Source organism: Leptotrichia hongkongensis (assembly GCF_041538065.1).
GTDB lineage: Bacteria > Fusobacteriota > Fusobacteriia > Fusobacteriales > Leptotrichiaceae > Leptotrichia > Leptotrichia hongkongensis.
Genome location: NZ_JBGORW010000003.1, coordinates 101,763 through 115,329 on the forward strand (window position 1 = coordinate 101,763; position 13,567 = coordinate 115,329).

Below are 13,567 nucleotides of genomic sequence, written 5' to 3' on the forward strand. Positions count from 1 at the left end.
GAAAAAAAATGAAAATACTAGAAAAAAGAATGACACCATTTTTAATTTTAGCAATGTTGTCTGCTTCAGCTGACATAAATTTGTATTCTGCAGAAATAACAACTGTAACAATAAGAAACAATAGAGTGAAAATAAATTTGGAAAGAGCTAAAAAAATTGTTTTTGAACATTCTAAAATACATTCAAATAATGCAAAATTGACAAAACTTATTTTAGAAAAAGAAAATAAAAAATATGTTTATGCAATTGAATTTTATTATAAAAATAAAAGATATAGATATAATGTTGATGCAAATACAGGAAAAGTAATCACATATAGTTCTACTGAAAGACTTATATCTGATTCTCGTTGGGGCGTTGGAAAAGATATAACATTCCAAGCGAAAAACGCACCAGCAGTAGCACCGTCACCATCACCAATAGAACAAAAGACTGAACGTGATGGATATGCTGATATGCAAAGTATGATGGGATATAGAAAAAGAATAACCGAGGAAGAAAGTTATGACAGAGCTAAATACAACTTCAGTAGGAAAGAAAAAAATGTAGAAAATATCATTTTAGAGCAATTGAAGAAAAATGTTTATGATGATCTGAATTATGCTTCATTTGAAGAAATTATTCTTGTAAATGCTGAAAAATCAATCTATAAAGGTACAATAAAAGCCAATTATATAGAGTATGATTTTAAAATTAATTTATCTACAGGTGAAATTTTAAAATGGAAATTAAAAAAATAGAATTTAAAAAAGTAAAAATTTTCAGTTAAATTTAAGGTTAATTTGCTAAAATACACTTGAATCTTTTTAAACTTAAATATATCATAACTTTTGATACAAATTTTAAAACAGTATTGTTATGATAAGAAAGTAGGAGAATTATGAAAAAGAAATCAAGAAAATTATCTGTATTAGTTATGACAGGATTAACACTTTATGCTGTAAATGGATTTTCTATACCAGCAATAAAAGAAGATTATACTTGTCCGATAGGAAAAGAAAAGTTTAGCAGCTTTCATTATCCGCCACAATGTCCGACTAATAAATTTGTAATGTTCAAGAATGAATTTACAAAAGAAGAATTGAAAAAATATGAAAAAATAATAAATTCAAAAGAATACAAGGCTATTCCCCAAAATTTGCCTAAAGAATATTATTTAGGGAGATTTTATGAAATGGCAGGCGGATTTTCAGATAAGGAAATAGGCGAAACGTATTACAAAGCATATACAGCACAAATTAATGAGAATTTTGAAAATGCTAATACTTTAAAGGAAAGTTTGGCAAAAGGAATAAGTTATCTTGAAAAATCTTTGCCTATGGAAAATAAAAGCGAATTTCCTTGGAAGCTAGCTTATTTATATATTAGTAACAAAGAATTTGATAAAGCAAATGCCTTAGTGGAAAAACAGGATAAGAACGTTCATTTGGAAAGAATAGCAAATTTTTACTACACTCTCTCTGATATAGAAAAATCTCAAATAAACTATTATGGTTATGACTATATGGATTTTAATAAGGAAAGTATTGATAAAAAAACAGAAAAAGAATTTAGAGAAAAAGCGTTGTATTACTTACAGGATGTAATTAAGAAAAATAAAGGACGTTATTCAGAGAAAGAACTTTTCAGACTGGTAGATTTATATAAATCTTTAGGAAATGAAAAGGCAATTGATGAAGTATTTTCTAAAGCACCATCAGAATACTGGAGTCTGATTGTGTCATATTATTTAGATGAGCCTATAGGAAGTATTGGTGATGTCTATGATGAAAAAAAATTAGCAACAGAAGATAATTTAAAAAAAGCACTAAACTATGCTGACAAATTAGCAAAAATGATTTCTAAAAATAATAATGCTGATAAAATTCAATATAATCTATCTATAATTTTAAAAGCTGAAGCTGAACGTCGTTTAGGAAAATTTGAAGAAGCATCAAAAACTTTAAGTAAAATAAATTTAACAGATGTTAAAGATACGCTTTATGATTATGATTTTAAAATTCTTAAAGAAAGAATAGATAAGAAAGACATTAGTGTAAGACAATATATTCCAGAACCAATTAGGTATTAATATTAGAAATTTTTTCATTTATAATTTTTCATTATATTGTAAATTTCTTAAAAATTTTCAGTTAATTTTAAGGTTCGTTTGATAAAATACATTTATCAAAGGGAAAGGAGTTGATATGAAAAGGAAAAAAAGAAATTTATCTGCACTAATTACAGCAGGATTGATAGTATGTGCTTCAAATTCTTTTTCCATAAGAATAGTAACTAAAGAGTATACTTGTCCAATAGGAAATGAAAAGTTTACAGCTGGTATAAGTTTGCCACAGCAATGTCCAGAAAATAAATTTGTAATGTTTAAGGAAAATTTTACAAAAGAGGAATTGAAGAAATATGAAAAAATCATAAACTCAAAAGAATATAAAGCTATTCCTCAAAATTCTCCTAAAGAGTATTATTTAGGGAGATTTTATGAACTGGCAGGAGGATTTTCAGATAAAGAAATAGGGGAAACATATTATAAATCATATATTGAACACATTAATAGAAATGTTCAGAATAACGATACTTTAAAGGAGAGTCTGATAAAAGGGATAGATTATCTTGAAAAATCTTTATCTTCAGGAAAAAAAGATGGTTTTCCATCGAGTTTAGCTTACTTGTATATCAGTAACAGAGAATACGATAAAGCAAATGCTCTGATAGAAAAACAGGATAAAAATATTTATTTAGAAAAGATAGCTGATTTTTATTATAGTATTTCCAGCTTGCAGAAGACTGAAAGTGGTTATCGTTATAAATATTATAATGAAATCGGTATTGATGAGAAAGCAAAGAAAATTTTTAGGGAAAAGGCATTGAATTATTTACAGGCAGTAATTAGAAAAAATAATGGACAGTATTCGGGACAGGAGCTTTTAAGGCAAGCAGAATTGTATAGTTCTTTAGGTAATAAAAAAGCTATAGATGAAGTATTTCTTAAAGCACAGCCAAAACATTGGAAGTTGATTATTTTACATTATCTGGATGAACACGGAGGAATTATTGGCGAAGTTTATGATAAAAATAATTTATCAACAGAAGCTGATTTGAAAAAAGCTCTAAGTTATGCTGACAAATTAGAAAAAATGACCTACAAATCATTTAAAGAGAATATTAACATGGAAATGAAAAATATTAAAAGAAATGATTATCTTGAAGCTGCATTTTTGAAAGCTGAAGCTGAACGTCGTTTAGGAAAATTTGGAGAAGCGTTAAAAACTCTGAGCAAAATAGATGTAGCAGATATAAAAAATACTGCTTTTAATAGTGATTTGGAAAAACTTAAAGAATTAATTGAAAAAAAGGATAACAGCGTAAGCCAATATATTCCAGGTCGAATTATGTATTAGTTTAAATAAAAAAATTATAAAATTAAAACTTGAAGGAGAGATGATTTTTATGAAAAAGTTTTTTAATAGAAAGATTGAAATTTTTACTCTTTTGCTATTATGTGCTAGTTTTTTAAGTGCCGCACCTGTAAAAAGTGAGGAAGAAGCATTAAAAAATGTGAAAAAATCTATAATTAAGCATAACTTTGGTGGTAAATTAGGAACAAAGTGTATGAAATTTTACATTGATGAAACTGCGGAAGATTTTCAGGTTGATGTACGTAGTGATAACGAAAAATGTGGAGGAGATTCTAGAGTTGAGCCTCGTATGTTCAGTTACACTGTAAATAAAAAAACTGGTAAACTTAAAACAGACAGTTTTGAATATGCAAAGGAAAAAGGAATTGACTGGGAAGGCGATTATCTGTCTATAGATTAGCGAAGCAGAAAATATGGTTAATTAAAACTTAAAGGAGAGATGATTTTTATGAAAAAATTAGTTTTAACAGGATTGCTTGTATTAAGTGCAATGGCATTTGCAGCAAAAATTACTACAACAGGAAAAAGCTGGGAGAAAATTGAAAAAGAAAATAAAGTTCCCGAACAGGAAATCAGCATAATGAATTTTAGCTGGTTGGATAAAAAAGATGGTGTAGAGGGTGTATATAACACATATAGCTTTAAAATAGGGAAATTAGAATCTGATAAAAATAATAACTTTTATCTATCATCATATTATGATGAAAAACCTGAAAATGGTCTTCCGTTAGTATCAGATTTTAATAATATCAAAAATTTAAATGGTTTTACTATTAAAGAAAGTCTTGATGAAAATTCTGAAGTTTATGTTTCATATTATAAAATAAGAAAAACAGCTGTAAAAGGAATTTATTATATAGACAACTATATTGGTCAAGATGGGAAAAAACATCCTAAATTGTACTTTGGATTTGATGAAAAAACTAAAAAGGTTGTAATTACTGATAAAAATGGTAATATAAAGAATGTATTAGAATATTATCCAGCAGGTTAATTATAAAATTAATATTTAAAAAAAATATAAACGAAAGCAAGGGATAAAAAATGCTAAAAAAAATAGGAATAGCAATGTTAATTATAGCAAGTTTAGGAATTGCAGCTACAACAAATGAATCAAAACAAATTAAATTCCATAAAACATTTAAAGAAAGTAATCAGGTAAATAAAAATTTAAGCAATGAAGATAAAGAAATAATAAATATAGCAATAAACTTTGCAAATGAATATATACAATTAAAAAACCCTGATGAGTTCGATAAATGGTTTGCAAAAGCTCCAATTACAGAAAAATTTAGAAAGGAATATTTTAGAAAAGAAAAATATATAGATTTAAAGGAAAAAGAATTGTATGCAGTAACAAGTGAATCATCTAAAGAAAAATTAACTCCTGCTGAAAAGAAATTTTTAAAAGAAAACAATGATATATATTCCTATTATCAATACGATCCTTTATTGGGATTAGGAATAGAAGATTTAGCACAGGAAAGTGAATTTTTATTGAAAGAATATGATCCCAAATCTAAAACAGTTTATTTAAAAGATAAGTATGAGGAAGAATTTGTTATTGATGGTAGAAAAAATTATCAAGGTGGAACAGAAATAATATTAAAACTTGTAAAACAAAATGGAAAATGGTTAATTGATGAATCAAAAATAAAATAATTTAAGAAAGATAAAGGAGAACTAATTATGAAAAAAGTATTATTATTTATGATGTTGCTATTATCAGCAATAGTATTTGGAGAAAAAGTTACAAATAAAATTAATTTTGAAATTTCTCCAAAAGAATTGAGAAATATTGTGAAAAGTGAACCGTTGTCAAATTCACACGATAATGGTAGTTATGCTGTTTATTATTATGCAAATGTAGAGGATCCGTTAGGTGTAAAAAGACAATTTAACAGTTTTGCTTTTTCTGAAAATAAGTTGTATTCAACAATCTTTGATTCAGTAACAACAGATGAGGAACATGCAAAAATAATTGAAGCTTATAAAAAAAATATAAATAAGATTTCTAAAGAAAAAATGAATATAAAAGAGCGTAAAGGAGCTTTATTATTATATAATTCAAAAAAAATAATTGAAATATATAGAGTAGTAGACCATACATTTATAAATGTTGCTCTTTATAGTGCTGGAAAATTAAACAATAGTTTGAAAAATTATGAATAAATATAAAAATGAAAGCGAGTGATAAAAATGTTAAAAAAAGTAGGAATAGCTATGTTAATCGTAGCAAGTTTAGGAATGGCGGTTACAAGAAATAAATCAAAAGTAGGTAAAGTTCAAAAAACAGTTAAAGAAAGTAATCAGGCAAATACAAAATTAAGTAGTGAGGATAAAGAAGCGATAAATACAGCAATAAACTTTATGAATGAATATATAGAAATTAGAGATCCTGATGAGCTTGATAAATGGCTTGCAAAAGCTCCAATTACAGAAAAATTCAGAAAAGAATACCGAAGAAGAGAAAAATATATAGAATTAAGTCAAAAATCACTTGAAGGAAAATTATCTCCTGCTGATGAGAAATTTTTAAAAGAAAATGACGATATTCATTATGAGTATGATGCCTTATTAGGAGCAGGAATAATAGATATAAGAGAAGAAAGTGGATTTCAATTGAAAAAATATGATTCTAAGTCTAAAACAGTTTATTTAAAAGATAAATACGAAGAAGATTTTGTTGTTGATGGTAGAAAAGGTCATCAAGGTGGAACAGAGATAACATTAAAACTTGTAAAACAAAATGGAAAATGGTTAATTGATGACTCAAAATAAATTGGACAAAGAAACAAATGAGATAGTGAAGTAATATATTCATTGAAATATATAGAGCAGTAGACCATACATTTATAAATGTTTCTCTTTATAGTGCTGGAAAATTAAATAATAGTTTGAAAAATTATGATAAATATAAAAAATAAAAGCGAGTGATAAAAATGTTAAAAAAAATAGGAATAGCTATGTTAATCGTAGCAAGTTTAGGAATGTCAGTTACAAGAAATAAATCAAAAGTAGGTAAAGTTCAAAAAACAGTTAAAGAAAGTAATCAGGCAAATACAAAATTAAGTAGTGAGGATAAAGAAGCGATAAATACAGCAGTAAACTTTATGAATGAATATATACGAATTGAAAATCCTGATGAGTTCGATAAATGGTTTGCAAAAGCTCCAATTACAGAAAAATTCAGAAAAGAATTTCAAAGAAGAGAAAAACATATAGAATTAGGTGAAAAAGCACTTGAAGGAAAATTAACTCCTGCTGATGAGAAATTTTTAAAAGAAAATGATGATATTGATTATGACTATGACCCTTTATTAGGATCAGGAATAATGGATATAAGAGAAGAAAGTGGATTTCAATTGAAAAAATATGATTCTAAGTCTAAAACAGTTTATTTAAAAGATAAATACGAAGAAGATTTTGTTGTTGATGGTAGAAAAGGTCATCAAGGTGGAACAGAGATAACATTAAAACTTGTAAAACAAAATGGAAAATGGTTAATTGATGACTCAAAATAAATTGGACAAAGAAACGAATGATATAGTAAAATAACAATTCATTGAAATAAAAATAGGGATTACTGTAATTTAAGGAAATCCCTATTTTTTTATGAATAAATTTATTAAATTTCTTGAATTTATTTAACATTGAAAGTGTTCGGTGATATATATGTTAAAAATTAAATTTCCAAAAATTCCTTTTCAAATTCCTCTTCCGTAAGCACCCGAACGCCCAATTTTTCAGCTTTTTCCAGTTTACTTCCAGCCTTTTCTCCAGCGATTAGAAAATCCAGATTTTTTGAGACTGCTGACAGATAATTTCCGCCTTTGGACAGGATAATATCTTTTATGTCGTTTCGTTTGTATTTTTGTAGTTTTCCAGTTGCAAGGAAGTTTTTGTCTTTTATTGGATTATCTGCTATTTCTTGTGAATTAGTTTCATCAACAGCAAATTGTAATCCAATATTTTTTAAATCTGTGATAATTTTCCAGTTATCCTCATCATTTAAGAAAGTATTTACAGCAACTGCCACTTTATCGCCAATACCTTTTACAGCCAGTAAATTTTCGATTGACTGATTTTTCAGATTTTCAATATTTTTAAAAGTTTTTGTCAAAAGATTCGCATTGAATTTTCCAACAAAAGGAATTCCAAGTGCGTAGAGGACTTTTGAAAAATCACGATTTTTACTGGACTCAATGCTATTTATCAAGTTGTCTATACTTTTTTGCCCCATTTTTTCGAGATTTTCAAGTTCTTCACGATATTTTTCAAGAGAATAAATATCAACTATTGTTTTTATTTTTCCTAATTCAATAAATTTTTCGACAATTTTGTCACCAAGTCCAGAAATATTCATTGCATCACGAGAAACGAAATAGGCAATTTGGCGTTTAACTTTTTCGGGGCAAAGTGGATTGTGGCATTTTAAGGCGACAAGTCCTTCTTCGTGTGCAAGCTCGCTATTGCAGACAGGACAATTTGTTGGCTCCTGAATTTCAATTTCTTTTCCAGTTCTATCGTCAAACACAACATTTACAACTTGTGGAATAATTTCAGCCGCTTTTTCTACAATAACATTATCGCCAATTTTTATATCTTTTCTGCGAATTTCATCAAAGTTGTGTAAACTCGCCCTTTTTACTACAGAACCTGATAAATTCACAGCTTCAAGTTCAGCAACAGGAGTAATTACACCAGTTCTTCCAACTTGAAAAGTTACGTCCATTAATTTAGTTTTTACTTGTTCAGCAGGAAATTTGTAAGCAATTGCCCATCGTGGGCTTTTAGTTGTGTAGCCAAGCGTTTCGTAAAGTGCAAAATTATTTACTTTTATAACAAGCCCGTCTGTTTCATAATCAAGTTTTTTCCTGTCGTTATGCCATTTGTCAATGGATTTTTCCAATTCTTTAAAATCAGTATATTTTTCAAATATTTTTGTTGTTTTAAACCCAAGTTTTTCAATATATTCAATGCTCTCCAAATGAGTATTTATTCCGTAATTCTCAGCATTTACAAGATAATAGAGATAGCAGTCAAGTCCACGTTCTGCAACAATTGTCTTATCCAGCTGTCTTATTGTCCCGGAAGCTGCGTTTCTAGGATTTGCGAAAACATCTTCTCCATCATCTTCCCTTTCTTGATTTATTCGGTTAAAGCTCGAAATTGGCAAAATGATTTCTCCACGAACTTCCAGTGAAACATTTTTTTTCAATTTTTTAGGAATAGTTTTAATTTCCATAATATTTTCAGTCACATCTTCCCCAACTTGCCCATCTCCCCGTGTTACAGCCTGAACAAGCACTCCATTTTCATAAATTAGACTTATACTAAGCCCATCCAGTTTCAGTTCCAGAATATACTCCAATTCCTTTGAATGATTCTTAATATTTTCAGATAAAATAATTTTTTTGATTCTTTTGTCAAAATCCTCAATTTCAGAAATATTATAAGTATTCGACAAACTAAGCATAGGCACCCGATGTCGTACCTTTGAAAATTTTTCACTCGCAGTACCTCCAATCTTTTCAGTAGGCGAACTTTCTCCATTTTTCTCATTTTTCAGCAATTCTGGATATTCCTGCTCAAACTGTTTTAATTCACGCATTAAAGCATCATATTCCATATCGGAAATAATAGGCTTGTCCTCGTTATAATAAAGATTGTTATGATATTCGATTTCATTTCTCAATTTTGTATATTTTTCCTGAACATCAGAAAAACTGGTGTTTTTTTCACTATCTATATTTTCATTTTCGTTATTTTTTTCTTGATTAAATAAATTCACGGTTGCTCCTTTTATAAAATTTGTTTTGTAAATTATATCATTTTTTTTATGATATGAAAAGTTTTTGGAGCAATTAAATCAGAGCTTGAATCCCAAATATTGACAAATCGTGAATGGTACAATATAATAATTTTATTAAGAATAATATAGTGATTTTTTATTTTTTTCAGATATTTCTCTTTCGCTATCATATATTTAAAGATATGGTTATGGTGGAGTAACATTAGAATTTAAACTTAATCCAGAAACAACGAATGAATTGATGAATATAGGGGTTAAAGATAAAAGTCAAATAAGTGGTATAATGGCGATTCATAATTATAATTATTCAAAATTGCCAAATGCATCTAAAGGTTGGGGAAATAATCATGCAATGTTTAAATTGGAAATAACAATTCAAAAAAAACCTATAATAAAAGATCTCTATAATGTAAATATAGGATTAGGAAGAGAAGGCGGAAAAGCATTGAATATCTTCAGTGATAATATTATAGATTATAAAGTAATAGGAGAATAGTAATTATGAATAAATATCTTGATGAAATTATATTATTATCAAAATGGTATAATAAAGAATTGATTGATGATGAGTTTTTAGAAAAATTTAAATTGGAAAAAATTAGATATAGAAGAGAAGTTCCTAATATTGCAAAAGAAAAATTAAAAGAAGCTTGTACTTTGAAAAATTTAGATATGATGATGTATTATTCTCATTTAGTTTTTTCTTTAGTTTTTTCATCAAAAATAGATTTTGATGAAATTAAGGACAGTATAGAGGAAATTATAACAGGAAATTGGCATGGTGATCATGAAAATATAGCAGAGGCATTTGAAGATATAGCTTCACCAAAAACAATAGAATGGGTGTATTATTTAGCATTGGCACATCAGTTTGAAGGATATGAAGGGGGAATTGCAATGGCTAGAAAATGTATTCATGCACTAGGGAAAATAAATACTCCTAAATCAAAAGAAAAATTGGAACTTTTGGCTAATAATTTAAATGAAACTGAAGAATTAAGAGAATCGGCAAAACGAGAATTAAATAGATGTGATTTTACAAATAAGGATTTTGAGTGAGAAGACTGAAGATGTTAAAAAAATGATTTCATTTAAAGAAGAGGCGAATAAAGTAACTAGAAAAAAGGCAATAGACAGACAATTAGGAAAAGATGAGGGAAAAGAACTAGAAATATTCAATAAAAATTTAAAAGAATACGAAGTGATAAAGGAGAATAAATAATGAAAATATCAGCAAAATATGAAAATAAATTAAAGAAATTATTTGAATTAAGTAAAAAAACTCATGTTGTAAATTTTCAACTGAAAAATGAGGAATTAATTTCGAATTTTTCTAATATTTCAGATGAAGAAAAAATAAATATAATAAAAGAGGGAATAAAAATAGCATGTCAAAGAAAAAATTCATCTGAAATAGAAAATTTGATGCTTTCAATTAGTTTTTTTAAATTATATGATAGATCTGAATTTATTGAAGATTATATTAAATTAGCAAAAGAAGAATTTCATGAAGAACATGAAACTATAGCATCATATTTTCAAGGTTTTCACTTACCAAAAACAATAGATAGTATATATGAACTAGCAACTTCGAATTTTGAAAAATACCGTTGGGATGATAATTTTGCATTAGTGAGAAAATGCTGTTTTGCTTTAGGAGATATAAATACTCCTAAGGCGAAAGAAAAATTGGAATGTATTATTACAAAGTGATGAAGAGACTATAAGAGAACATGCAATGGAGCAGTTGAAGAGATGTGATTTTGCAAATAAGGATGTTGAATGAAAGGAATAATTATGAAAAAAGAAGAAGAAAGAAATATTTATGCTGTATTTGATGATAAGACAATAAGAGTTTATCAGGCATATAACAATGAAATAGCAGACGAGGCTTTAAAATTAGGAAAGTTTGGAAGTAAATTCAGTTTAAATAGGATGACTTGGATAAAACCATCGTTTCTCTGGATGATGTACCGAAGTGGCTGGGCTACTAAACAAGGACAGGAAAGAATACTGGCAATTGACCTAAAAAGGGAAGGATTTGATGAAATAGTGAGAAATGCTGTACTTTCATCTTTTAGAGAAACTTCTGATTTATCTAAGGAGGAATGGAAAGAAAAACTAGAAAATTCAGAAGTAAGATGTCAATGGGATCCAGACAGGGATATTTACGGCAATCCAATAGGAAGAAGGGCGATACAGTTAGGAATAAAGGGAGAAATGGTAAAAAAATATGTAAATGAGTGGATTGTAAATATAACGGATATAACAGATAAAGTTATTGAGATGAGAGAGAAGATTGAGAATGGGAGTTTTTTAGATAGTAATCTTCCAATAGAAGAAAAATATGTTTGAATCCTAGTATTTTTAGAATTTTATAAAATTTCTAAAATATATTGACATACGTGTAAAAAATACGTATAATAATATTGTAAGGAGGAATAATGTCAAGAACTAAACCTTACAGAAGTATTGTTAAAGTTTTAAAAAAGAATGGATGGGTACTTGATCATACAACTGGTTCACATGAAATTTATATAAAAGATGGTAAAATATGTCCTGTAAAATGTACAAAAAAAGATATACCATCTGGAACTTTAACAAATATAGAACGTATTACAGGGCTTAAATTCTAGCCTTGTAATATTTTATAGGAGGGTAGTTTTATGAAAAATAGATTGTTATATCCGTGTGTTGTAAAAGAAGAAGATGGTATTTTTTATGCAAATTTTGTAAATTTTGAAGGATGTTTTACTGATGGAGAGACACTTGAGGAAGTTGTAAGAAATGCAAAAGATGTTTTATCAGGAATGCTTTTTACAATGGCAAAAAATAATATTCCGTTTCCAAAATCTGAAAATAGTGAGATAAAACTGGAAAATGGAGAATTTTTGATATATGTTGATGTCTGGATTTCTCCAATTTTAGAAAAAGTACGAAATCAGGCTGTGAAAAAGACATTGACAATTCCAAAATGGTTAAATGATGAGGCTGAAAAGCAGTCATTAAACTTTTCTAATATATTACAAACAGCATTAAAAGAGGCTTTGGGAATATAAAAATTAAAAATTAAGAAAAATGTTCAGAAATAGATTAAGTAAAATTAAACTTTGAGCATTTTTTTTATTTTGAAAATTCTATTTTTTATACTGTAATATTTTCGTAAAATATGGTATGATATAGGCAATGAAAATTGTAAAAATAAAAGGAGGAAATTGAAAAAAATAAAATAATGGAACTAAATAATAATGAAATGACAAGTATAAATACAATTGAGAAAATTGATATTTTGGGGATGGATTTAGAGAGTTTGCAGAAGAAATTTGTTGAGATTGGTCTTAAAAAGTTTAATGCGAGTCAAGTTTTTGACTGGCTACATAATAAACTGGTATTTGATTTCGACGAATTTTCTAATATTTCTAAGAAAGATAGGGAAATCTTGAAAGAGAGATTTTATGTGGCAAAATTGGAGTTTAAGACACATCAAGTTTCGGAAGATGGGGATACTGAGAAATTTTTGTTTGAATTGAAGGACAGAAGATTGATTGAAAGTGTGCTTATTTCTCATAAAAATCGGCATACACTTTGCGTTTCTTCACAAATTGGATGTCTTATCGGATGTGATTTTTGTGCCACAGCTACAATGACTTATGAAAGAAATTTATCAATTTCTGAGATTTTACTACAATATTACTATGTTCAGAAATATTTACTTAAACGTGGAGAAAAATTAGGAAATGTAGTTTATATGGGGATGGGGGAACCGTTTTTAAATTATGATGCGGTTCTTGGTTCAATTAATATGTTAAATTCTCCTAAGGGGCAAAATTTTTCAAAAAGGAATTTTACAATTTCTACAAGTGGAATTGTAAATGGGATAAAAAGATTTACAGAAAATGAAAATCAAGTGAACTTAGCAATCTCATTACATTCAGTGAGAGATGATGTGAGAAGTGAAATTATGCCGATAAATAAAACATGGGGAGTAAAACAGTTAAAAGAATCACTTTTGGAATATCAGAAACAAACTAAAAATCGTATTACATTTGAATATATCTTGATTGATGATTTGAACTGTGAGCCTGAAGATGCAAGGGAACTGGCTGGATTCTTAAATTCATTTTCGTGTCTAGTAAACTTGATTCCTTATAATCCTGTTGGTGGAAAGCCTTATAAAACACCATCAAAACAAAAACAAAGGGAATTTTATAAATTATTAAAAGACAAAAATGTTAATGTAACGTTGCGAGAAACTAAAGGTCAGGACATTGCAGCGGCCTGTGGACAGTTGAAGGCAAAAAAACAGATGGATTCTGCTAAAAATATTTAAATAGAT

General features: G+C 27.8%; 17 protein-coding genes and 1 pseudogene. 17 read left to right on the forward strand and 1 reads right to left on the reverse strand.

The window, feature by feature from the left end; translation table 11 throughout:
• Positions 1-8 precede the first annotated feature (8 nt).
• The 9 genes from ACEG17_RS03230 to ACEG17_RS03270 all read left to right on the forward strand — a co-directional run bounded on the left by ACEG17_RS03230 (position 9) and on the right by ACEG17_RS03270 (position 6,940).
• A complete protein-coding gene (locus ACEG17_RS03230) occupies positions 9-740 on the forward strand; it encodes a PepSY domain-containing protein (RefSeq protein ID WP_372582529.1) in 732 nt (243 codons plus the stop codon).
• 140 nt (positions 741-880) lie between these two features.
• A complete protein-coding gene (locus ACEG17_RS03235; RefSeq protein WP_372582530.1) occupies positions 881-2,071 on the forward strand; it encodes a hypothetical protein in 1,191 nt (396 codons plus the stop codon).
• 115 nt (positions 2,072-2,186) lie between these two features.
• Positions 2,187-3,398: a hypothetical protein gene (locus ACEG17_RS03240; RefSeq protein ID WP_372582531.1), complete on the forward strand. Its 1,212-nt coding sequence runs from the start codon at positions 2,187-2,189 to the stop codon at positions 3,396-3,398.
• Between the two features lie 49 nt (positions 3,399-3,447).
• A complete protein-coding gene (locus ACEG17_RS03245) occupies positions 3,448-3,816 on the forward strand; it encodes a hypothetical protein (protein ID WP_372582532.1) in 369 nt (122 codons plus the stop codon).
• A gap of 48 nt (positions 3,817-3,864) precedes the next feature.
• Positions 3,865-4,410, forward strand: a complete 546-nt coding sequence (locus tag ACEG17_RS03250; RefSeq protein ID WP_053392594.1) for a hypothetical protein — start codon at positions 3,865-3,867, stop codon at positions 4,408-4,410.
• A 50-nt stretch (positions 4,411-4,460) separates the two neighbouring features.
• Entirely contained in the window at positions 4,461-5,078 is a 618-nt protein-coding gene (locus ACEG17_RS03255; RefSeq protein WP_372582533.1) for a hypothetical protein, read from the forward strand.
• A gap of 27 nt (positions 5,079-5,105) precedes the next feature.
• Complete coding sequence (locus tag ACEG17_RS03260) at positions 5,106-5,588, forward strand: hypothetical protein (protein ID WP_026747441.1); 483 nt, start codon at positions 5,106-5,108, stop codon at positions 5,586-5,588.
• A gap of 27 nt (positions 5,589-5,615) precedes the next feature.
• A complete protein-coding gene (locus ACEG17_RS03265; RefSeq protein ID WP_314294431.1) occupies positions 5,616-6,197 on the forward strand; it encodes a YqhG/Tai3 family protein in 582 nt (193 codons plus the stop codon).
• A gap of 161 nt (positions 6,198-6,358) precedes the next feature.
• Positions 6,359-6,940, forward strand: a complete 582-nt coding sequence (locus tag ACEG17_RS03270; RefSeq protein WP_372582534.1) for a YqhG/Tai3 family protein — start codon at positions 6,359-6,361, stop codon at positions 6,938-6,940.
• A 161-nt stretch (positions 6,941-7,101) separates the two neighbouring features.
• Here ACEG17_RS03270 and ligA read toward each other — a convergent pair whose 3' ends face one another.
• Positions 7,102-9,210 carry an NAD-dependent DNA ligase LigA gene (gene ligA, locus ACEG17_RS03275; RefSeq protein ID WP_372582535.1) on the reverse strand — a complete coding sequence of 703 codons (2,109 nt, stop codon included), beginning with the start codon at positions 9,208-9,210 and terminating at the stop codon, positions 7,102-7,104.
• Positions 9,211-9,427: 217 nt separating this feature from the next.
• Between ligA and ACEG17_RS03280 the strand changes: the two are divergent.
• The 8 genes and pseudogenes from ACEG17_RS03280 to rlmN form a co-directional block, all read left to right on the forward strand.
• Positions 9,428-9,727 (forward strand): annotated as a pseudogene (locus ACEG17_RS03280) (hypothetical protein); the annotation flags it as partial.
• Between the two features lie 5 nt (positions 9,728-9,732).
• Entirely contained in the window at positions 9,733-10,290 is a 558-nt protein-coding gene (locus ACEG17_RS03285) for a HEAT repeat domain-containing protein (protein ID WP_372582537.1), read from the forward strand.
• Between the two features lie 22 nt (positions 10,291-10,312).
• Positions 10,313-10,453 (forward strand): hypothetical protein, encoded by a 141-nt coding sequence (locus ACEG17_RS03290; RefSeq protein WP_372582538.1) that lies wholly within the window; start codon positions 10,313-10,315, stop codon positions 10,451-10,453.
• The gene (locus ACEG17_RS03295; RefSeq protein ID WP_372582539.1) at positions 10,453-10,944 is read left to right on the forward strand and encodes a HEAT repeat domain-containing protein; all 492 of its coding nucleotides are present in this window, start codon (positions 10,453-10,455) and stop codon (positions 10,942-10,944) included. Before ACEG17_RS03290 ends, ACEG17_RS03295 begins: the two co-directional genes overlap by 1 nt.
• Positions 10,945-11,013: 69 nt before the next feature.
• Entirely contained in the window at positions 11,014-11,586 is a 573-nt protein-coding gene (locus ACEG17_RS03300; protein ID WP_372582540.1) for a DUF4291 domain-containing protein, read from the forward strand.
• A gap of 89 nt (positions 11,587-11,675) precedes the next feature.
• Complete coding sequence (locus ACEG17_RS03305) at positions 11,676-11,867, forward strand: type II toxin-antitoxin system HicA family toxin (RefSeq protein ID WP_060917468.1); 192 nt, start codon at positions 11,676-11,678, stop codon at positions 11,865-11,867.
• Positions 11,868-11,897: 30 nt separating this feature from the next.
• Positions 11,898-12,290, forward strand: coding sequence for a type II toxin-antitoxin system HicB family antitoxin (locus tag ACEG17_RS03310; protein WP_372582541.1), 393 nt, complete (start codon positions 11,898-11,900; stop codon positions 12,288-12,290).
• Between the two features lie 173 nt (positions 12,291-12,463).
• Positions 12,464-13,561 carry a dual-specificity RNA methyltransferase RlmN gene (rlmN, locus tag ACEG17_RS03315; protein WP_372582542.1) on the forward strand — a complete coding sequence of 366 codons (1,098 nt, stop codon included), beginning with the start codon at positions 12,464-12,466 and terminating at the stop codon, positions 13,559-13,561.
• The last annotated feature ends 6 nt before the right edge of the window (positions 13,562-13,567 follow it).

What these genes read in the sequence shown, in the direction of transcription:
- ACEG17_RS03235 (WP_372582530.1), top strand. Translation starts at nt 881, where the DNA reads ATGAAAAAGAAATCAAGAAAATTATCTGTATTAGTTATGACAGGATTA.
- ACEG17_RS03230 (WP_372582529.1), top strand. Translation starts at nt 9, where the DNA reads ATGAAAATACTAGAAAAAAGAATGACACCATTTTTAATTTTAGCAATG.
- ACEG17_RS03285 (WP_372582537.1), top strand. Translation starts at nt 9,733, where the DNA reads ATGAATAAATATCTTGATGAAATTATATTATTATCAAAATGGTATAAT.
- ACEG17_RS03265 (WP_314294431.1), top strand. Translation starts at nt 5,616, where the DNA reads ATGTTAAAAAAAGTAGGAATAGCTATGTTAATCGTAGCAAGTTTAGGA.
- ACEG17_RS03310 (WP_372582541.1), top strand. Translation starts at nt 11,898, where the DNA reads ATGAAAAATAGATTGTTATATCCGTGTGTTGTAAAAGAAGAAGATGGT.
- ACEG17_RS03290 (WP_372582538.1), top strand. Translation starts at nt 10,313, where the DNA reads ATGATTTCATTTAAAGAAGAGGCGAATAAAGTAACTAGAAAAAAGGCA.
- ACEG17_RS03260 (WP_026747441.1), top strand. Translation starts at nt 5,106, where the DNA reads ATGAAAAAAGTATTATTATTTATGATGTTGCTATTATCAGCAATAGTA.
- ACEG17_RS03270 (WP_372582534.1), top strand. Translation starts at nt 6,359, where the DNA reads ATGTTAAAAAAAATAGGAATAGCTATGTTAATCGTAGCAAGTTTAGGA.
- ACEG17_RS03300 (WP_372582540.1), top strand. Translation starts at nt 11,014, where the DNA reads ATGAAAGGAATAATTATGAAAAAAGAAGAAGAAAGAAATATTTATGCT.
- ACEG17_RS03250 (WP_053392594.1), top strand. Translation starts at nt 3,865, where the DNA reads ATGAAAAAATTAGTTTTAACAGGATTGCTTGTATTAAGTGCAATGGCA.
- rlmN (WP_372582542.1), top strand. Translation starts at nt 12,464, where the DNA reads ATGGAACTAAATAATAATGAAATGACAAGTATAAATACAATTGAGAAA.
- ACEG17_RS03245 (WP_372582532.1), top strand. Translation starts at nt 3,448, where the DNA reads ATGAAAAAGTTTTTTAATAGAAAGATTGAAATTTTTACTCTTTTGCTA.
- ACEG17_RS03240 (WP_372582531.1), top strand. Translation starts at nt 2,187, where the DNA reads ATGAAAAGGAAAAAAAGAAATTTATCTGCACTAATTACAGCAGGATTG.
- ACEG17_RS03255 (WP_372582533.1), top strand. Translation starts at nt 4,461, where the DNA reads ATGCTAAAAAAAATAGGAATAGCAATGTTAATTATAGCAAGTTTAGGA.
- ACEG17_RS03295 (WP_372582539.1), top strand. Translation starts at nt 10,453, where the DNA reads ATGAAAATATCAGCAAAATATGAAAATAAATTAAAGAAATTATTTGAA.
- ACEG17_RS03305 (WP_060917468.1), top strand. Translation starts at nt 11,676, where the DNA reads ATGTCAAGAACTAAACCTTACAGAAGTATTGTTAAAGTTTTAAAAAAG.